Below are 20,618 nucleotides of genomic sequence, written 5' to 3'. Positions count from 1 at the left end.
ACTAACTAACTCCAATACTGCGGTCGGCGGCGTTCAGTCCGCTGAGGGGGCTTCTTTACCGACGATTGAATCATAAACTCGCTTCACGAGGCCGTTCGCAGCAGCCTCCCGAAACCGATCATCGTTCATTAGTTTGGCAAAGATCTCTTCATTGCCTTCCATGCGTTCAATGAACATGCCTTCAAGCATGGAGTTGAAGACCAAGGAGAAGTTATCCAACGTGTTTGCCCGCGCGGCTTCGCGCAACTTTTCTTTCCCTGTTGCCACCTCTACTACCTGATCGAAGAACAGCTCGTCAGCCTTATCGAATTCGGTCCCAAACCGCTCATTCAACGTGTCGACCAGCAAACTTAGCTGGACAGCTTCATCTTTAGAAACCCCTGATCCTACTTCCGTTGGCCCTTTCAGTGGTTCAGCTTCACCTTGCGAAAGGTCGATGCCACCCTCGCTGATCTTTTGCAGCCGGTAGTATTGTAGCTCTACCTCGTCACCGAGTTGGAATGGATCGTCCTCGGCGCGTTTCGGCAGTTTCGGGATAAGAAGGCGAAGGTAGGTGTAGAGCTTTTCCTGGTCTGAATCCTGATATGGTACGACCTGAGACAAGAAAGCGTAAAGGTTTCGGAAACTGGTGAGTTTGCCACGCAGTAGCTCGCGGTCGGCATCTTCCAGAGCCGCAAAGCGTTCAACAGCCAAGTCAATCAAAGCATTCATGTTGCGATGATCGGAAGCAGTCGGTTCTTTGCGATTCTTGAACCAGATTTCGCAAACCTGATCGACTTCATCGCTGCCAAAAACACGCCATTCTTCAATTGAATGCTGCAGTTCATAGAGCTGGTGCGGATCCGGCGCTTCACCCGCGTCGGTGGTTTCGTAATAATCCTTGAACGATTGGAAAATCTCATCGCGTTCGTTGACGAAATCCAGCACGAAGGTGTCTTCCTTGCCCGCTGTCCGTCTGTTGAGGCGAGACAGCGTTTGGACCGCCTGAATGCCTGACAAACGCTTGTCCACATACATGGTGTGAAGCAAAGGTTGGTCGAAACCGGTCTGATATTTGTCGGCCACGAGCAGCACCTGGTATTCTTCAGTGCCGAACTTCTCTGGCAATTCGCTTTCTTTGATGCCCTTGTTCATCCCGACTTCGGTGTACTCCTTGTCGGGGAAGTCGGGATCCTTCACCGAACCGGAAAACGCCACCAGTGCCTTGATGTCGCCGTAGCCTTTGTCTTTGACATATTTGTCGAAAGCCAATTTATAGCGAACCGCATGCAAGCGCGATCCGGTGACCACCATCGCTTTCGCGCGGCCACCAATCTTATGACGCGTATGATGGCGGAAGTGCTCAATGATTACTTCCACCTTTTGCGCGATATTGTGCGGGTGCAAGCTCATGAAACGCGCAAGCTGCTTGGCGGCCTTCTTGCGCGGGACTTCAGGGTCATCTTCGATCGACTTGATTAGCCCGTAGTAGGCTTTGTAGGTCGTGTAATTCTTGAGCACGTCCATGATGAAGCCTTCTTCGATGGCTTGCCTCATGGAGTAGTGGTGAAAGGGGGGCTTCCCGTTCGGTCCCGGCTCATTGAACACCGCCAGCGTCTTGAATTTCGGCGTCGCAGTGAAAGCAAAAAAGCTGATGTTCTTCTGGCGGGGACGCTTGAGCATCTCCTGGAACAGGGCTTCTTTCGCTTCGTCGGAAAGGTTCTGCTCCTCCTCATCATCGATGATCTGTTCGGCAATCGTGGCCGCGATGCCTTCACGGTTCAGCACCTTGCGCAGCTCCATGGCAGTCTCACCACTTTGGGAGCTGTGCGCCTCGTCTACGATCACGGCAAAGCTCTTGCCGGTCGTGTCGATCTGAACACCTTCACCCTTCTTGGACAGCGTGTCCAATGCCTGCGCGATGAAAGGGAACTTCTGGATCGTCGTGATTACGATCGGCACGCCACCTGACAGCGCCTTGGCCAGCTGCTGAGTATTCTCGTCGATCTTCTCGACCACGCCTTGTTTATGCTCGAACTGATAGATCGTGTCCTGCAGCTGCTGATCCAGAACGCGCCGGTCAGTGATCACCACCACCGTGCTGAACACCTTCTGATCATTCTCATCGTGAAGGCTCGACAAGCGATGCGCCAGCCAGGCTATCGAGTTAGACTTACCGGACCCGGCCGAGTGCTGGATCAGGTAATTGTGGCTAGGGCCTTGTGTCTTGGCGTCGGCCACTAGCTTCCGCACGGAATCCAGCTGGTGATAACGCGGGAAGATCATCGTTTCCTTGCGCGAGGTCTTGATCCCGCGCGCGGTCACCACCTTGGTTTCCTTCACCTCGAGGTGCAGAAAACGCGCCAGGATATCCATCAGGCTATCCTTGGTCAGAACCTCTTCCCACAGATAAGCGGTGCGGTAGTTGTCCTCATCCGGCGGATTGCCCGCGCCGTGCCCATGCCCCTTGTTGAACGGCAAGAACACCGTCTTCGACCCGCTCAGCCGTGTCGTCATAGAGGCCAGATCGGTATCGACGGCGAAATGCACCAACGCCCGTTCCTTGAAACGGAAAATCGGGCAGGTTGGATCGCGGTCGAACTTGTACTGCTTCTTGGCGTGTTCGACCGTCTGGCCGGACATCTGGTTCTTCAGCTCCATCGTCACGATGGGCAGGCCGTTGACCGACAGTACCAGATCGAGCGAGAGGCCCTTTTTCTTGGGGTCGAAATGCACCTGCCGCGTGGCGGTCATGCGGTTGGCGGCATAGTCGGCCAGCGCGTCGGGGTTCATGCCCGAGGCGGGCGCGAAATAGGCCAGCTTCCACGTTTTGCCGAAACACTTGAACCCGTGGCGCAGCACATGCAGCGAGCCTTTGGCCGACAGCTCTTTGCAAAGCGAATCCAGCAAGGTGCCCTTGGCGCGGTCGCCGTGGAACTCCTGAAGGCTGGCCCAGCGTTTGGCCTGTGTCGCCTCGATGAAGGCGATGACATCGTCAGGGAACAGCCCGCGCTCGGCGTCAAAGCCGTCGGGGTTGCCCAAGGCATAGCCGCCAGCCGTGGTCAGGCTTTCGATGATGGCATCTTCAAAACGGATTTCGGTGTGTTTGCTCATAATATCTATCAACTAACAGTATACACATGGTCATTTTCCATGTCGTCTAAATCCATCATATCAACTTCGTCGAAGTTGTAATGTCGAATTGACGTATCCTTCAAAAGGTAGCGCCCAGTCGGATCCAAGACCGCAGAGGGATCCAAACTTGCGGTGAAGAGATATTTTGAAACCTGAAGACGCCGTTTCGACGCGGTGTAATTCCGGATCGTATTGTGAAGCGACTCGCACCAGTGATGGCCTGCATCCCACATTCTCCAAGTAAGTCGCTGATTTCGCTGTCGTAATCGTGATATTTCGCATATAAATCATGGCGTTGACGGCTGCGAGGGGCGCGTTTCATGGATCACCTGGAGGGTGCGGGCTTGGCGCGGGGAGATCGGGTTGATTTCGACCGCCGTGTGCGTCTGGAGTTCCGTGGTGCGCAGATCAGTTCAGACGGTGGCCTGCTGGTGATGCGCGAGCTTGATGACGTGCTCGGCCTGTCCAATCTGGCGTCGGAGGCGCTGCGAGACAGCCGCACCGGGAAGAACACGCTCCATCGGCTTGACGGATTGTTCCGGCAATCGGTGTTCGGACGACTGGCCGGATACGAGGATGTGAACGATGCCGACCGCTTGGCCCTCGATCCCGTGATGCGTCAGGTCGTTGGCGGCAGGGCCGTCGAGGCGCAAGCTGCTTCGGCATCGCAGATGGGACGGTTCGAGACCGAGACGCTGGCTCTGGCCGCGAACCGGGCGGCGCTGGCCGATCTGAACGGCCAATGGATCGACCGGTTTCATGACCGCAACGGGTTGAAATACATCGTGCTGGACATGGACAGCTCGGTCAGCCCCACCCACGGCGATCAGGAAGGTGCTGCCTGGAACGGGCATTTCGACTGCACCTGCTATCACCCCATCTTCTTGTTCAACCAGTTTGGCATGCTGGAGCGCTGCGCCCTGCGTAACGGCAATGTCCACAGCGCCGATGGCTGGCGGGATGTCCTTGATCCCGTCATTGCCCGATATGCTGGCCGCGACCTTGGTGGACGCTTCTTCCGGGCCGACGCTGCCTACGCGATCCCCGCGATCTATATGCGGCTGGAAGAAGCCAGGTTCTTCTACGCCATCCGTCTGCCCGCCAACGCCGTCTTGCGCGAGAAGATCGCGCATCGGCTGACACGGCCCGTGGGACGGCCTTCGCTGACCAAGGTCAAACGGTTCTTCGAGGACTTCGAGTATCAGGCGGCGTCCTGGGACAAGCCGCGCCGCGTCATCGCCAAGATCGAATGGCATCCGGGCGAGCTGTTCCCCAAAGTCGGCTTCATCGTCACCAACCTGCCGATGGAGCCAGACTGGGTGGTGAGGTTCTACAACCAGCGCGGCACCGCAGAGCAGCACATCAAGGAAGGCAAATATGCCTTTCGCTGGACGCGGCTGTCATGCCGGAAGTTCCGGCACAACGAGGTGCGGCTGCAACTGCACGCGCTGGCCTACAACCTGGCAACCTTCCTGCGCTGCATCGAACTGCCCGAGGCCATGGCGGACTGGTCGTTGACCAGCCTGCAACTCAAGCTGATCAAGATCGGCGCCCGCGTCGTCCGCCACGCCCGCGCCATTACCTTCCAGTTGGCCGAGGTCGCCGTCACCGGCCCGATGGTGCGGGCCGTCCTTGCCGCCATCCGCCGTCTTCGAACGCCTCCGTCATGCGCATGACCACGATCCATGCCCAAGCTGAACGAAAGCGGCAGGACAGGTCCGTCTGCCGCGCGGAAAAGCGGCTCTGCCGGGCCAGAATGCTGCGGGTTCGAGGCTTGATCCACCCGACTTCGGCCGTTTGCGCGACGACAGACACCGCTCGGGGCGAAAAACGCTTGCCCAGCGAGCAAAATCAGGCGATCTTGAAGTCAAGCGGCAGGCCACTTGGGGAATGTCGGGTAGAGGGGGCCGCGCCCTTGCCCGCCCCCGCAAGGAGGGTGCGATGGGGATGACTGGTGCGATGCGGGCCGGCCTGTCTGTGGCGGTGATCCTGTGGGCGGGGGCCGCCCTGGCGGAGGGCTGCGGCTGCAACCCTCTGCCCAGCGAAGGCGTGTACGGCACGTCCGAGCCGCTGACACTCAGCTATGTCGATGGCGACGCGGCCGCCTGTCCCACGCAGATGCGCATCCAGGCCAAGCGGTTCGACGGGCCGGACGTGGACGTGATCCTGCATTGCTCCGCCGGCACGGGCTATTGGTCGGGGGCCGAGCCGTCGCCCTTCGGCGGGCCGTTCCTCTACGAGCTGACAGCCGCGCCGCCGCCCCTGGACATGTCGAGCGGCGAGTATACGGCGCAACTGGAGGCGAGCTTTGCGATGACCGAGGGCTTCACCCTCGAGATCACGCTGCCCCCGGCCATGTCCACGATGGGCAAGCCCAACCGCAAGCTGCCGATGGAATTGCAGGGGCAGGGCAGGGCGGCGGCCTGCATGTGCGCCAAGGTGCGCGAGGAGCTCGATTTCCTGGAGTCGCGCCTTGCGTCCTACGAGGACAAGGCGCTGATCGCCCAGGCCCGCGCCGAAGGGTTGCGCGGCAGCGGTCCAGGCGAGAATTTCTGGATGGACGACAATCGCAGGCTTCACGCTTTTGGTGGCGACAAGCCGCGCTACAGCTATGATGACCTGACCCTGGCGAGTACGGCCACGGGCGGGGCACCGCCCGCGCCCGAAGAGATAGTTCCGCAAGGCGAGTTGAATGCGGGCGATCGCAGCGCTGGCGCAAGGACACAGCCGGGCGCCTATGCGCAGGTCGACCCTGTCAGTTGCAAGATCAAGATGATGGAACCCGCTGACGTGGCCAAAAGCTGCCAGCCGGCAATCATTATCAAGGGCGCTTTCACGCATGAGGCCACGCACCGCGAGTCCTGCCGCCGTTGGAACAAGCCGCCGACCTATACGGCTCCCGACGGGCGTATCATCAACTGGGATAACGTCGATCCGTTCGTGGGTGTCTTGGTCGACGGTATTTCTGCGCCGCGTTCGAGCTTTTATGCTTGGCTGCAGGTGCCCGAGAACCAAGCCGCCGAGGAAGCTGCGGCCTATGGCCGAGAGGTCGGAGTGCTGCAGGACTGGCTGGCCGCCAACTGCCCATGACTCGCGCCGCATCCCCGCTGCGCGGGCCTGCCGAAATTTCCCCATTGTAATTGCCGCCCCAACGCCATTATGTTCGTCCAAGGGCCGTCCTCACCGCGAATGGGTGTCCGGGCCTGACAAGTTTCGCTGTTTCGTGGCTTCGCAGGGCATTCCTGACGTTCCGTCGGAACAGACCGATAGGGGCGCAAGACCACCGCTGAGCCCGCGCAGCCGACAAGGCCGGGCAATGAATTGGTGCCGCCCTCCAGCGGCATCGGAGAAAGAACCGCGATGATGCGCGCTTAGGCCTGACCAAACCGAGCTCGATCCTGGAGCGACGCTGTCGATCGAGTGTATCCTGTCCTTCCCAGAATTAGACGGTCTTGACGAGGCGGCGGCGGCCGACGCCGTGCCGGATTTTTTCAACCATATGGCAGCAACCGGCCCTGGAGAACCGCTGTTAAATGTTGTCATGACCGTTTTCGCGCTCTCTACCTCGGTTGCATTGAACGTGAAACCATCGCCCAACACTCCGCTTCGTTCCATTTCGATTGACCAGTCCAGGACTTTGTTGCGAACAAAATCCAAAATACCCACGATTCCACCACGAGGAATTTGAACAACCATGCGAGGGGTCTGTATATTCATCAACTTATTAATTTCATTGACTATTTCTGTAGGGATTGGGAAATGGTAAAGGCCATTCCCTTCACGAGACACCAAGTCACGGAGGCTACCAATTGACTGCGCAACACGAGCCGTGCTGAGCAGGTCTGTCATGAACTCATCTGCTGTGGTCGTGTCTCGGAGTTGGTGGAAATTTGAAGGCGGCGTAATCTCCGGGTGAACATCCACCCACCCAACCGGCGGCGGCAACCGCCAGGGAGATCACGCCATGACCAAGAATACCGATACTTCCAGCTTTTCGCTACTGGCCCATGAGGCCGGGTTCGATCCGATCGAGGAGCGGCTCCGGATGAACGTCCGCGCGACCATCGAGGCCGTTTTTGAGGAGGAACTCGCCAGCTTTCTTGGTCGCCTGCGCTACGACCGTGGCGACGGAGCTGCGAAAGGCTATCGCCACGGGCACCGCGAACGGCAGCTCACCTGCACCTTCGGGACGGAAACGGTGAGGGTGCCGCGGGCCCGGATCGAGGATGACGCTGGCAAGGTGACGGAATGGCGCTCGAAAGCGCTGCCCCGTTACCAGCGGTTGACCAAGAAGGCCGAAGCCTTGATCGCCGCAGTCTATCTCTCCGGCACCAATACCCGGCGCGTCAAGCGGGCACTGTTCGGGCTGTTCGAGCTGCATTTAGTTGCGGGATCACTTTATCGACCGGAATATTAGTGCGCGCAGTTTTGAATTCGATGCAATAGGCCCGCACCGCGTTGCGTCGACAATGAAACACGACGAAGTCACAACGCTTGGACCAAGGATGCCCTTTGTTTTCCAAAAAATGGAACAGGGGCGCTTGAAACTTATCCAGCTTCACCGCGAGCGCTGTCCCCGAAAACGTGAAGCGAACCGTTTGCTTGGGGGACTCCGGTTCGGGCTTCTCAGTGAGAACCATTTGCCCAGCATCATTGGGCAAGACGCAGTATTTGTCTGAAAGCTGTGTCTGCAGCTGATTGAAGTAGCCCTGTGCATTTACTGTCATAATTACGCGACCTTAATTTTACCGGTCACTGCGTTCGAGATTAGGGCGCTCCTATACTCGTGAAGCAGGCGTCCTAAGCTTGCTCCATTGCTTCCTTTTGGGGAGTTTTCCAAACCAAGTTTGCCGGAAAGCTTGTCGATCTCTGCGGTTTTCTCTTCAAGAAAGCGTACGATTTCTGCCTGCTCTTCAAGCGGTGGGCGGAGACCTAAGATTCCAACCAAATCGCCTGGGTTGATTGCGGGATAACTAACACCGTTAGACTTTGAGACCACTTCGCCAACAAAGCCTTCGGATTGGATGAAATAGCCAAGATAGTCGGGGTTCATAGTTCGGTCGGGGCGAATTACCGCAAACCCAGTCGAAACGATCATATTTTCGATCGGTCTGCGAACCGGTGCGATGGCCTTCAAGTAGGTCCTTACTGTCGACACGATTGTGTCGCCGTCGCGGACGATCCGGCGCGCCCTCGATGGAGCTTTTTCAAATTCTACCTGTTCTATTTTCTGAATGCCCTCGACCAAGCTGACACTAGAAATATCGACGTAATTCAGCATCAAATCCGGGTCTGTGCCATCTGGTAGTGCTTCGTCGTTATATGTCGCGAAAAATTTGATCGGCTTAACTTCCCACTGAGTTGGAATTTTGCCAAGCCAGTCTGCGCCGCTATCTTTGTAAGCCGGGTAGGGTTCATAAGTCATGCGGTGATCCCCTTAAGCATGTCCATGATGTCACGGGTGACGTCCGCGATATCTGTTTCAATCTCCTCCAAATTGCGCGGCGGCTCGTAGACATAGAAATGCCGGTTGAGCGGGATTTCATATCCCATCTTGGTTTTCTTGTGGTCTACCCAGGCGTCAGGCACGTGCGGATGCACCTCGGCGGCGAGGTAGATTTCAACATGTTCGTGCACGAGATCGGGCAGCTGATCATCCGTCAGCTCGCCTTCGCCCGCGTTCAGCATGGGCAGCTCGATATCCTTGGGCAGCGGTACCAGTTCGGTATCGCGCAGCTCGGTATCCGGCTCGGGGTTGCCTTTGGCATCTGTGCAGGTGTCGGCGGTCTCATCCCGTTCCGACAGCGCGCTAAGGATTGCCTTGCGGATCGGCGCTTCGAGCTTGATGCCTGCAGATTTGAACGCGGCGTTGAGCGTTTTGATGAAGTCAGCACGGTTCTTGACCAGCGTGTCGGGCATGCCCTCCAGCACGGCAATGATCTGGGCCTGTAGCGCTTTGCCTGCCTCTTCCTCCGCCGCAATGACCGCACTGTCCTTGCGTTTCTTGCTTTCGGACAGCTTGGCAAAGGCGGTCTCGCCCGCAAGCCGCGCGATGCGTTCCGCGCTGGCTTGGAAGTTCAGCTTGAGCGGGCGTTCGACCGTGATCTTGAGATAGCCGAAGTCGCGGTTGTCAAAGATCTTGGAACAAATCCGCTCTTTCGTCTTGCCGTCAATGATGACGTTCGAGGTGTCGTCGTGTTTGAAGGCGGCATAGAGGCGCGTGATCTCACCGATGTGGTCTGGCTTGCCATCCTCGCCGTCGCCAAGTTCGTTGCGCTTGTTGCCCAGGCTCTTGCGCATCTTCATGAAATGCTTGGTGCCGTCGATCAGCTGCACCTTGCCACGCCGCTCGGGCCGTTTGCGGTTCGAGACAATCCAGATGTAGGTGAAAATACCGGTGTTGTAGAACATCTGGTCCGGCAGCGCGATGATCGCGTCGAGCCAATCGTTCTCGATGATCCAACGGCGGATGTTGCTTTCGCCTGAACCGGCGTCGCCCGTGAAGAGGGGGGAGCCGTTGAAGACGATTGCGATCTTGGAGCCGTCGCCGCCGATCTCGGGGCTGGGACGCATCTTGCTGATCATCGTTTGGAGAAACAGCAGCGCGCCGTCATTGATGCGCGGCGTTCCCGCGCCAAAGCGGCCCGAGAAGCCGAGCGCGTCAGCCTCTTTCTGAACGATGGATTGCTGGGTTTTCCATTCCACGCCGAAGGGCGGGTTGGCCATCATGTAGTGGAACTTCTTGTCCGGGTGGCCGTCCTCAGATTTTCCGTCGCCCAACGTGTCACCGAAGTGGATGTTGTCAATCGGTTCATCCTTGATGAGCAGGTCTGAACAGCAGATCGCGTAGGACTCGGCGTTGTATTCTTGGCCGTATAGGATGAGGTTGGCTTGCGGGTTTTGCTCGCGGATGTATTCCTCGGACACCGAGAGCATGCCGCCGGTCCCGCAGGTTGGGTCATAGATCGTGCGCGCGATGCCGGGCGTGTAGACGTCTTCGTCCTCCGTGTACATGAGGTGGGCCATCAGTCGGATGACCTCGCGCGGGGTGAAGTGATCCCCGGCTTCTTCGTTGGCTTGTTCGTTGAACTTGCGTACCAGCTCTTCGAAGACGTAGCCCATCTGCAGGTTGCTGACGCGGTCGGGGTGCAGGTCAACTTCGGGCTTGGCGAACTCTTGGATCACCATGAACAGACGGTTGGCGTTGTCGAGCTTCTCGATCTCGGCATCAAAGCCGAATTTTGAGAAGATGTCTTTGGCCTTGGGGGAGAAGCCTTCGATGTACGTGACCAGATTGCGCGCGATGTTGTTCGGATCACCAAGAAGTTTTTCAAAGTCATACTTGCTGACGTTGTAGAGCGGTTGCTCTCGGTCATCGGTTGCGGTCTTGCCGAGGATCTTGTGAATCGCTTCTTCGCTGTGGCCCTGGGCCTGCAGCTTTTCGTACTGGGTGAGCACTTTGTCTTTGTTTGGAGCGAGAACCAGATCCATGCGCCGCAGCACGGTCATGGGCAGCATGACACGACGATACTGCGGGGGGCGGTAAGGACCGCGGAGTTTGTTGGCGATGCTCCAAATGAGGCCGACAAGTTTATCGTGGTTTTGGTTCAAAGGATTTGCCCCCAACTGCTCAAGATTATTGCAAGCAAATTATGCGTAATCTCGGGCGTTTACCATGCAAATCACGGGGTAGCGTAAAAACACTTCACTTTCTGGTTGTGTTTTTTGTGGTGATTATGTCTGCACCGGAGCTCAACGGGCCGTTGGCCCGCTCACCCCGCTTCAGGCATCCCTCATTTTGTTTGGTCCGCCCAACATCCCTGACCGTGGCGGTCAACCTTAGTCCATCCCCAAAATCAGCCACCAATTTCCCCTGTCTCGCGAGCGAGCCATTCCTCGCGGGTCAAATTGGCGTCTGATTTTGGCGCAGACATTTTCTTCGCAAATGTGGCCGATTGACAGTCCCGTTCAGGGCCGTGGGTCGGGCTTTGCCCTCTCCCACTCTGTTCCGCCGAATACATGCGTATTCGGTCAGATCAGGTGGCCGAGGCGCAGCCCATCGGCGGAAGGGGGCGCGAAGCCTCACCCGCGTCACTTTGATCAAGGAGGCCACAAATGGCACCGAAGTTTGATGTTTACGCCCATGTCACCGAAACCATTATTGCTGAGATCGAGGCAGGCACGCCACCGTGGCGCAAGCCGTGGACAGGGAGCGCGTCCGGCATTGCCCTGCCGACCCGACACAACGGGGAGGAGTATCGCGGGATTAATATCCTGATGCTCTGGATCATGGCGGCCAAGCATGGCCATGTTTCCAGCCGCTGGATGACCTACAAGCAGGCCCAAGAGCTGGGCGGTCAGGTCTGCAGAGGCGAAACGTCGTCGACCGTGGTCAAATACGGGACGTTCACCCGAGAGAACGAGTTGGGCATCGAGGAAGAGCTGCCCTATGCGCGCGCCTATCGCGTGTTCAATGCGGATCAGATCGAGGGATTGCCGGAGGATTACTACATCCGGCCCGAGGAACCCCGCGACCTTGGGACGGCGGAAGATCCAGAGCTTGAGGCGTTTTTCAGCCGGACAGGGGCGGAGATCCTCACCAGCGACGACCCGCGTGCCTATTACAGCCCCGCCAAAGATCACATCCACATGCCGCCGATTGCCACGTTTCACGATGCGGCAGGCTATTATGGGACGTTGGCCCATGAGGTGATCCATTGGACCGGCAGCGAAAAGCGGTTGGAGCGGATCAAGAAGTTTGCCAACCGTGAGGCCTACGCCTTTGAAGAGCTGGTGGCGGAAATCGGCGCTTGTTTCCTTGGTGCCCAGATTGGCGTCGCGCCGGAATTCGACCAAAGCGCCGCCTATGTCGAAGGGTGGTTGAAAGCTCTCAAAGAGGACAAACGGGCGATTTTTCGCGCGGCGTCCGAGGCCCAGAAGGCAGCCGATTTTGTCCTAGCAGCCGCAGGTCAATCGAAAGCGGCCGCAGCATGAGCGGCCCAGCAATCCTGCCCCCAATGACGTGCCGCAAATGCGGCGCGTCAAACCCAGTGATCTTTCTCGCGCCGGTCATCGTTAAAGGCAGTTGCTCCTGTATTTGCTTGGATTGCGCCGAGGCCCGTTCCTGGCTGGATCCGGACGGCAACTTGAAAGCCGGTGTTGAGCTTTAAACGTCTGCGCCCCGCCTCATGTGGCGGGGCGCAGGCATTTTGAACCAGATGAAAAATTGTGGCCCGTGCTGCTGCGCACGGGCCGCCCTTAGAAACGGACTGTGCGGAGGATCGGCTGGCTTTCAGCCCGCTCACCTCCTTCAGGCTTCTTTCAATTTGATTGGTCCGCCCAACATCCCTGCCGCGTCCCGTCAATGGGCAAGCGCCGCGCGGGCGCGTCGTCAAAGCCTGCAACCCGTGTCCTCGCGCGGCGCGCGCTGCGGGCCGCACCAGTTGCTGGCTCTGACCCATTGACTGGCCGCTCCAGGGGCGTGGGTCGGGCTGTGCCCCCACCCACTCTGTTCCGCCGAATACATGCGTATTCGGTCAGATCAGATTGGCCGGTGTGCAGCCCATCGGCGGAAGGGGAGCCAAGCCCCAACCGCAGCACCCAAAAGGAGGCCACAAATGGCTCACAAATATCAGCCCCAAAAATTCTGGACCTGCGACTGTGATCGCACGACCGGCGGTCACATCATCGACGGGCTTTATAGCACCTGTGTCTATTGCGGGAAGCATCGGCATGAGCTGAAGGAGATCGTTGTTCCGTCAGGTTTGGGCGGTGTGTTCTGTGTCGAGATCCTCAGCGTTGAGGATGATTGCGCCAAGGTGAAGGTGGCCAAAAGCTCGAACGGCTTTGACGCGCTGCCGCCCTTTACGGTGCCGTTCAAGGACATCGCCCCGCGTTGGAAACACAAGGCGGGAGAAATCCGATGACCCCTGACTATCACAGCGATGATTTCGCTACGGCGCGTCTGGAAGACACCGTCAGCCTGCGAAGCGCTGCCCGAGAGGCCCGCGCCACGCTTTACGCGGTTCTGAACCGGCTGGAGCTGAACGATCTGGACGGCGAGGAGCAGGCCTATATCGACGATTGCCTTGGGGCCCTCGCAATCCTTGAAGAGGTGTTGCGATGACCTTGGATGAGATCAAAGCAGCAGTGGACGCGGGCAACCGCGTTCACTGGGCCAACAGCGGGTATGTGGTGACGTGTGATGGTCTTGGGCAGTACCTCATCACCTTCTCGCGGAACGGGTCAGCTATTGGTTTGACCAGTCCGGATGGCACTCGCCTGAACGGCAGGCCTGACGAATTCTTCATCAGTGAAAGCGCCGAGGTTTGCCATGAAGTATTCTGATATCAAGCAGGCGGCCCGAGAGGGCCGCGCCAGCGTGCATTTACATGGGTTTTGCAACTTGCCCGATGGCGGGCAGGAGTATTGTGATGATCCAGCACGGATCGATGGCTGGGCGATCTATGTCCGGGTCGAGACCCCGGACGACCCACAACAGCCTTTTGATCTGCACGAGCTGCTCGATCATCAAACCTATGCCAGCGCCGAAGGCGCGGCCCGCGCAATAGCTTTGCAATTGCTTGGCGATGCTGAGGCGTGGAACCACGATTAGTGGTGCCATGCCTTGCGCATGGGGCCGGGCTTTGCCCGGCGGTCGCAGCCGATGGCTGCTCCAAATGGAATACAGGCAGTTGATGCAATGCTATAATATTGATTCAATTATGGTGAAATGCCATAACAGAGCTGCCTGTATGATGCTGGCAAGAAATAGGGGTGATTACTTCACATGGGCCGACCGCGCGCACCACGCCACAAGCGGCTGACGCAGAACCAGCGCTTTGCCATCGTGCGCAAGCGTGCCGAAGGGGTGTCGATCGAGGATCTGGCCCGTGAATTCGGGGTAACGACCCGGAGCATCTTCTACACATTGAAGGCCGATCAAAGCCGCAAGCTTGATGCGCGCGTGCGCTCTGAACTGGTGAATGTCCGGCTGACGCCAAAGGAGCTTTCGAGCTTTGATGCGGTGCTGACGCGGCATGATATCACCAGCCGCGCGGAGGGATTACGGCGGCTGATCCATGCCTCAAACGATCTCTTTGTTCCTGACGACGAACTGGCCAATCAGATGCAGGGGCTCTCGGCCTCGCTCAATCGCACCGGCAACAATGTTAATCAGATTGCGCAGCGCCTGAACGAGGCAAAGCGCCAAGGCAAGACGCCGCCCTATGGCAATTCCGCCCATGGCCAGGTCCGCGCCTTGGCCGGGTTGATCTTCGACATCGCCGACCAGGTTCAGGACATGGCGCAGCGCCGCCGCAGCGCGCTGTCTGGCGAGGTTGCCCGCGTACTGGGAGGCTTTGCCGATGGCCCGGAATAGCGCCGTTGCCGCCACGCAGGAGGCCTTCTTTGATCGCGACTGGAGCCGCATTCGTGGCAGCGTCCCGCGCGCCCGCGCAAAGCAGATGGCGCGCGCCGCCATGGGGCATTCCCCTGCGATCTTCAAAGCCATTCGCGACGGCGGCACGAACAACAAAGTGCAGCTGCGCAACCAGCTGGAATACCTCACAACTAAGTCGAGCTTTATCATCGACAGCCGTGGCACGTATGACGGCCAAAGCGTCTTGTCGGCCAAAGAGATCGAGCAGGTCACGCGCCGGTTTTCAGCGCAGTGGAATGAGGGGTTTCATCCTAAGCTGGGGCATACATCGCACCTACTGATGGCCTTCCCGATTGGCACGCGCGGTGAGGATGTCGTCGAGATCACGCGCGAGATTTGCGAGCGGTTCTTTCAAGGCGAAGGCAGCCATTTTGACTACATCGCCGCCGTGCATGAGGACCGGGATCACCCGCACGCCCACATCGTTCTCAACCGTCGCAGCAAGGACGGCGAATTCTTCTTTCTGAAAGAAGGGCACCATTTCAACTACGACAGTTTTCGTGAGGCCATGGTCGAGGTGTCGGACCGATATGGGCTGCGGCTTGAGGCGACGCGAAAGCTCGAGCGTGGGATCACGACGAAGAGCCCAAGCGACTTGGACCAACGTCGTGCAGAAGCCACGGGGCAGAAGCTGACCGAGCGTGAGCGCGTGGGGCCGGAGCTTGACCGTGCCTTGGCTGAGGTGGCGCAGAACGCGCGGCACTATCGCGGCTTGACGGCCGAGGCCTCGCGCGAGAACCAGCATGACATTGCAGCAGCCTTGGACAAGGCCGCGACGCTTTTGGCGCAGGGCAAACCGATTGAAGCAGATGGAAAGGTATATGGCATGGCCGAAGAACAGCATTCGTTTGATGAGGTCGTGGATGCCTTTCACGACAAGATCCATCAGGCCGAACGGATCGTCGCGGACGCTCCGGTTGAACGGCGGGCGGCGCTCGAGCATGAGCTCAACGACATCTATCGCTCACTGTCACATCTCAGCCCAATGGGAACGCAGTCCCACACATTGCTCGAGGATGCGTCCAAGAGTGGGATTTATTCTGCCGCAAATATCCAGGCCGAAGCTCAAGAAGCGTTGCAGGATCCAGCTCTGGCAGAACGTCTCCAGCAGGCTTTGAAAGGCACCGGCATTAACGCGCAAGAGGTGACACGTCGTGTCGAAAACGGCGCGGGCAATGCCGCGCTCGAGCGGCAATGGCTTGGACAGGATTTGAAGGCGATTGCCGAGAAGGATGGCTTTGACCTGTCACGCGCCGATGAGCTTGAGAAAGCGATCGACCGCCTTGACCAGGTGCACAGTGATCTGGGTCGTATGTTGGCCGATGCTGAAGTTCTCAAGGACAGTGGAGTGGTGGAGGCCGACCGGCAGGAAGCCATAGTCGACGGGTTGCCGCCGACCACGGCTGATATCCTGAGCCGTATGAGGGACGACCCAACGGCAGATCCATTCCGTAACGATCTGGAACGCGAGACCTTGCGTGCTGAGATGGAGGAACTGGTCGGTGAAGAGGGCACCCAGGACTTGGCGATTGGCGATGAGACAGCGTTTGAGGAACATATCGAAGACCGTCTGGACCGTCTATATGCGGCCAAGGCCTATCTGCAGAGCGATGCCGCTCTGGCGAACAGCGTGGCGATGGAGCATGTCCTCGACGAGATCGCCAATGAGGAAATAGACCTCCAACGCGAGCGGCATGTTGATGCCGACGGCGAAAAGGGCGTGACGCATGGGTAAGGCGCGGATCGCACTCGGCGTCATGAGCTTTGCTCTTCTCGGCGTAGTGCTGGGATATGTTCTGGCGTCGGCCTTTCTGACATTCCGCTGGTTCGGGGTCGGGACTGATATCGATTTTCTGATGTTGGCGCGCAGCTATGGGGTTCTCCGAATGACCCATCCGGCCGATATGCAGATTGTTCACTTGATCGTGGGGATCAGCACTGGTGCCGGTGTTTTGCTCAGTGCGGTCTTGATGAACGATGCGCTGACCAAATTTGGGGAAACCCACTGGCAGCAGATGTCGGAGATGAAGCGGAACGGCTTTTTCGGAAAGCCCGGTCACGGCTTTGTCCTCGGCAAAATGGGCAAGCCCAAGAGCCGCAAACCCTTCGTGATGTCCAAGGTGTTCCCCCATGCGCTGATCGTGGCTCCAACCGGACGCGGAAAGACCACGGGGTTCGTCATTCCCAACCTTTTAACCTATCAAGGCAGCGCGGTTGTGCTGGACGTGAAGGGCGAAAATTTCGAGGCGACAGCGCGCCACAGGGCCGCGCAGGGCGACAAGGTGTTCCGGTTTGCGCCCACTGATTGGAAGGATGGCCGCTCGCACCGGTACAATCCGTTACTGCGCATATCAGCGCTCGAAAATGTCGACCGCCAGCAGATGGAGCTACAACTCTTGGCATCGCTGTTCCTTCAGGCTGATAACGATCGGGTTCAGGGGCTCCTTGATGGCGGTATCGATCTATTCGTAGCGGCAGGGCTTTTGGCGTTTGAGCGCAAGCGGCCGACCTTGGGTGAGATCTACCGCATCACGGCCTCAGGCGGGGACAAGCAGAAGGAATATCGCCGCCGCGCCGACGAAGTGGTCAATCCAGCCGCCAAGCTGATTTTCATGCGTATGGCCTCGACCAACAACGATACCCTGACATCTTACCTGTCGCTCTTGATGACATCTGGCCTCAAGCAGTGGTCGAACCCCGCCATCGACCGTGCAACAGCTACCTCAGACTTCGATTTTCGCGACATCCGAAAGATGCCGTTTTCGGTCTATCTTGTGGTCGAGCCGCTCATGGTAAAACCTCTCGCGCCGCTGATCCGCCTGTTCTTCTCGGACTTGCTGGCATCGCTGCAGGACCATGAACCCGGCAAGGACGAACCTTGGCCGGTGATGATCATGCTCGATGAGTTCAATCGCCTGGGCAAAATGCCGATCGTGCTCGACAGTATCGAGACGCTGCGATCCTACCGGGCCAACCTAGCGATCGTCACACAGACGATCCCGGCTTTGGACGAAATCTACGGAGAAAATGCCCGCCGCGCTCTGCAGGGTAACGCAGGCATCAAGCTCTATCTGACACCATCGGATGAAAAGACCATTGAAGAGCTCAGCAAAGCCGTCGGCAAAACCACCAAGCGCGTTGTGACCCGCTCGCGTTCTGTCGGCCGAAACCCTTTCGCCGGGCGCAGCATGTCTGAACGGACTGAAGAAACCGAGTTGCTGCCCGAGGATGAGGCGCGGCGCATGGATCTTGATGACATCGTCTTGGTCGTCGACGCACAAATGCCCGTGCGGGCCAAGCGGATCAAATACTATGAGGATCGGTTCTTCAAACAGATCTTCGACAAACAGACCGGCGATCTGCCATATCCCTCAGCCGGAGACCAAATGCGCGGGCTGCAAGGGCAGATCAAGGCGCTGGAGGCGAAGATTGGGGCGCTTGAGATGCCGAGAGCGGTTTCAGGTGACGGGTCCGAAAGCGGAGGGACGCGGCGCGAAGAGATCGATGCTTTGGCCAATGAAGAGCGGGGTCCGGCGTCAGGCGAAAAGCCTGGTTTGGGCGAGTATCAAGCAGGAGCTGAACGGGTGGAGAGATTTATGGAGGAGGCAGCTCGGGGATGAAGGGCGGAATCCGGTCGTTCGCCGCTTCGCAGCATGCACCTGAGGGGATCGTCAAAGCAGACATTGATCTCCCGGGAGATCTATATCGCCATTACTCGGATGCGTTCGTCAGGCAAGTTATCATTCACGGTGACTTCGGTATGAAATGGGATTCGAATGTCGGGCTGACCCGTGAAGCAGACCGAGACAACAATCATACCAATGCGAATTTTCACGGGCTGCTTTTTGATCCCATCGTTCAGGCGATTTGCAAGATGCGACAGATGTCTGCGTGTTCAAGCGCAACGGGATTTGCTTTGGTGGATGAAGCATACGCGCTCAGCTTTGCGATACTATCGAATTCTGACTCGGCAATGCCTAAATCGCACAAACTCGGCAATCCTTTGGACTCGATAAAGCAATGCAGGGCCGATGCTCCGCTCCCGCCGGGGTCGCCAAGCCCATCGGCCAGCCACCCGTTCACTTTGTCAAAACGCACAGTGTCCGCGGATAGGCGCGTCAGGGCTTCGGCATTTACGGTCAGTCCAGGGGCCAGAAGTCGGCCACAGATAGCACCATGGGGGGCACCGCGCCCACCGATGACGGAGGCCAGACCATGTATGATCCCCAAGCCGGAATTCGCCAGCGCAATGCCGCTGAGAAAGCTTGCGCGCGCCATTGTGTCCCGTGCCTGAGGATCTTCGCCTTCCATCAGCCTGTGCAATGCGGCCATGGCCGGTCGGATATTGGCCTCGCACAGGGCGTCCGTCACCGGATTGGCCCGGTTGCACAGATAGCTTTCGATGAACTGGGTGATCGCGTCCAGCCCGCTCGCCAGCGTCAGACTTTTGGGGGACCCGTCAGTCAGTGCGGGATCCACGATCGCCAGGTCCGGGACGAGGCGCGGGTCGCGAAGGCTGATCTTTGCCTCCAGTTCAGGAACGCCAATCACCGCGTTCCGCGTCGCTTCGGCTCCGGTTCCGGCGGTTGTCGGCATGGCAATGAAAGGCAACGGTTCGTTCAGCTGTCGCGGGGATGCGTTGCCCTGTTCAAGATATTCCGCGGGATCGCCCTCGCTCACGCAGAGCCCGGCAACTGCCTTGCCCAAGTCGATTATCGCTCCGCCTCCGACCGAGACAATGCACTCCGCCCTGTGATCCCGGGCGATGGCAACGGCATCACGGACGTCGTCCAGATCCGGTTCTCCGGCTGAACACACAATCTTCAGGGAACCGCCCAAGCGGGTCAATTCCGCTGCCAGTTCGTCAACCCAGGAGACCGACCTTCCCCGAACCAGCAACACACGGGATCCTATCCGTGCGATCTCATCCGCGGTCGTAACACGACAGTCACGACCGAAAATCGTGCGGTTCGGAGCGGTCAGCGCAAAACCCGTCATGCGGCGGTGGTGCTCCCGATTTCCTGGCGCACATAATGCGCTGCCATGTCTGACAAGGCGATGGGCCTGATCCGCGGCGCATGGCCCACGCTGCCGAATTGCTCGAAACGGTCGCGGCAGACGGCGGACATGGCCTCGATCCCGGGGGCGAGGTATTTGCGTGGATCGAACTCACCGGGATGTTTGGCAAAGACTGTGCGGATCGCGCCGGTCAGCGCCAGCCTCAGGTCCGTATCCACGTTGACCTTGCGCACGCCATAGCGGATGCCCTGCTGGATTTCCTCGACCGGTACGCCCCATGTCGGGGCAATCTCGCCGCCATGGGCGTTGATGATATCCTGCAAATCCTGCGGCACCGAGGAAGAGCCATGCATCACCAGATGCGTGTCCGGCAAGCGTGCATGAATCTCGCGCAAACGGTCAATCGCGAGGATCTCGCCATCGGGTTTGCGGGTGAACTTGTAGGCTCCGTGCGATGTCCCGATGGCCACGGCCAGCGCATCGACGCCGGTCAGCCGCACAAATTTGGCCGCTTCTTCCGGGTCGGTCAGGAGCTGTTCACGCGACAAGGCCCCTTCGAACCCGTGCCCGTCCTCCGCCTCGCCGCGCAGGGTTTCGAGCGACCCCAGATGCCCGATCTCCCCCTCGACCGACACACCCACCAGATGCGCCATTTCGACCACCTTGGCCGTCACCGCGACATTCTCTTCAAACGTGGTCGGTGTCTTGCCATCGGCTTTCAGCGAGCCATCCATCATGACCGAGGAAAATCCGTTGGTGATCGCCGACAGGCAGGTGGCTGGCGCGTTGCCGTGGTCTTGATGCATGCAGACGGGGATATGCGGGTAAAGCTCGATCGCGGCACGGATCAGATGCGACAGCACGATGTCATTGGCAAAGGCGCGCGCCCCCCGGCTGGCCTGCATGATGACCGGGCTTTGGGTGGCGTCCGCTGCTGCCATGATGGCCAGCATCTGCTCCATGTTGTTCACGTTGAACGCGGGCAGCGCGTAATCATGTTCCGCCGCGTGATCGAGCAGCTGACGAAGGGATACGAGAGCCATGG

15 protein-coding genes and 2 pseudogenes are annotated in these 20,618 nt (G+C 58.6%); 11 read left to right on the top strand and 6 right to left on the bottom strand.

Translation table 11 applies throughout. From position 1 onward, the window contains the following. Positions 1-33: 33 nt before the first annotated feature. Complete coding sequence (locus IE188_RS03425) at positions 34-3,093, bottom strand: type I restriction endonuclease subunit R (RefSeq protein WP_191285039.1); 3,060 nt, start codon at positions 3,091-3,093, stop codon at positions 34-36. Between the two features lie 341 nt (positions 3,094-3,434). Between IE188_RS03425 and IE188_RS03420 the strand changes: the two genes are divergently transcribed. After that, positions 3,435-4,790, top strand: coding sequence for an IS1380-like element ISPme1 family transposase (locus IE188_RS03420; protein ID WP_012112698.1), 1,356 nt, complete (start codon positions 3,435-3,437; stop codon positions 4,788-4,790). A 265-nt stretch (positions 4,791-5,055) separates the two neighbouring features. Continuing rightward, entirely contained in the window at positions 5,056-6,204 is a 1,149-nt protein-coding gene (locus IE188_RS03415; protein WP_191285038.1) for a hypothetical protein, read from the top strand. A 90-nt stretch (positions 6,205-6,294) separates the two neighbouring features. On the opposite strand, the gene IE188_RS03410 is transcribed toward IE188_RS03415, so the two are convergent. Then, the gene (locus tag IE188_RS03410) at positions 6,295-6,963 is read right to left on the bottom strand and encodes an AbiTii domain-containing protein (protein WP_191285037.1); all 669 of its coding nucleotides are present in this window, start codon (positions 6,961-6,963) and stop codon (positions 6,295-6,297) included. A gap of 115 nt (positions 6,964-7,078) precedes the next feature. Here IE188_RS03410 and IE188_RS03405 point away from each other — a divergent pair. Next, positions 7,079-7,489, top strand: a pseudogene (locus tag IE188_RS03405) (transposase); the annotation flags it as partial. Between the two features lie 354 nt (positions 7,490-7,843). Here the strand turns inward: IE188_RS03405 and IE188_RS03400 are convergent. Further along, the gene (locus IE188_RS03400) at positions 7,844-8,539 is read right to left on the bottom strand and encodes a restriction endonuclease subunit S domain-containing protein (protein WP_191285036.1); all 696 of its coding nucleotides are present in this window, start codon (positions 8,537-8,539) and stop codon (positions 7,844-7,846) included. Further along, on the bottom strand, positions 8,536-10,725 hold the full coding sequence (locus IE188_RS03395; protein WP_191285035.1) for a type I restriction-modification system subunit M: 2,190 nt from the start codon (positions 10,723-10,725) through the stop codon (positions 8,536-8,538). Before IE188_RS03395 ends, IE188_RS03400 begins: the two co-directional genes overlap by 4 nt. Before the next feature lie 504 nt (positions 10,726-11,229). Here IE188_RS03395 and IE188_RS03390 point away from each other — a divergent pair. From IE188_RS03390 to IE188_RS03355, 8 genes and pseudogenes are all read left to right on the top strand, one after another. After that, positions 11,230-12,108 (top strand): ArdC family protein, encoded by an 879-nt coding sequence (locus IE188_RS03390; protein WP_191285034.1) that lies wholly within the window; start codon positions 11,230-11,232, stop codon positions 12,106-12,108. Between the two features lie 623 nt (positions 12,109-12,731). Then, complete coding sequence (locus IE188_RS03385) at positions 12,732-13,040, top strand: hypothetical protein (protein WP_191285033.1); 309 nt, start codon at positions 12,732-12,734, stop codon at positions 13,038-13,040. Further along, a complete protein-coding gene (locus IE188_RS03380) occupies positions 13,037-13,240 on the top strand; it encodes a hypothetical protein (RefSeq protein WP_191285032.1) in 204 nt (67 codons plus the stop codon). The genes IE188_RS03385 and IE188_RS03380 overlap by 4 nt, the downstream gene beginning before the upstream one ends. Further along, positions 13,237-13,440: pseudogene (locus IE188_RS03375) on the top strand (hypothetical protein); the annotation flags it as partial. The gene IE188_RS03380 and the pseudogene IE188_RS03375, both read left to right, overlap by 4 nt. A 7-nt stretch (positions 13,441-13,447) precedes the next feature. Then, entirely contained in the window at positions 13,448-13,729 is a 282-nt protein-coding gene (locus tag IE188_RS03370; RefSeq protein ID WP_191285030.1) for a hypothetical protein, read from the top strand. 174 nt (positions 13,730-13,903) lie between these two features. Beyond that, positions 13,904-14,494: a helix-turn-helix domain-containing protein gene (locus IE188_RS03365; RefSeq protein WP_191285029.1), complete on the top strand. Its 591-nt coding sequence runs from the start codon at positions 13,904-13,906 to the stop codon at positions 14,492-14,494. A gap of 85 nt (positions 14,495-14,579) precedes the next feature. Next, complete coding sequence (locus IE188_RS03360) at positions 14,580-16,289, top strand: relaxase/mobilization nuclease domain-containing protein (protein WP_229836451.1); 1,710 nt, start codon at positions 14,580-14,582, stop codon at positions 16,287-16,289. Then, on the top strand, positions 16,282-18,174 hold the full coding sequence (locus IE188_RS03355; protein ID WP_191285027.1) for a type IV secretory system conjugative DNA transfer family protein: 1,893 nt from the start codon (positions 16,282-16,284) through the stop codon (positions 18,172-18,174). The genes IE188_RS03360 and IE188_RS03355 overlap by 8 nt, the downstream gene beginning before the upstream one ends. 238 nt (positions 18,175-18,412) lie before the next feature. Here IE188_RS03355 and IE188_RS03350 read toward each other — a convergent pair whose 3' ends face one another. Next, positions 18,413-19,552 carry an iron-containing alcohol dehydrogenase gene (locus tag IE188_RS03350; RefSeq protein ID WP_095587546.1) on the bottom strand — a complete coding sequence of 380 codons (1,140 nt, stop codon included), beginning with the start codon at positions 19,550-19,552 and terminating at the stop codon, positions 18,413-18,415. Then, positions 19,549-20,616 carry a class II fructose-bisphosphate aldolase gene (fba, locus tag IE188_RS03345; RefSeq protein ID WP_095587545.1) on the bottom strand — a complete coding sequence of 356 codons (1,068 nt, stop codon included), beginning with the start codon at positions 20,614-20,616 and terminating at the stop codon, positions 19,549-19,551. Before fba ends, IE188_RS03350 begins: the two co-directional genes overlap by 4 nt. Positions 20,617-20,618: the final 2 nt, after the last annotated feature.

Source organism: Aliiroseovarius zhejiangensis, assembly GCF_014656375.1.
Taxonomy (GTDB): Bacteria; Pseudomonadota; Alphaproteobacteria; order Rhodobacterales; family Rhodobacteraceae; genus Aliiroseovarius; species Aliiroseovarius zhejiangensis.
Note: the sequence above shows the minus strand (reverse complement) of the source record. Positions and strands in the feature narration are given on the sequence as shown.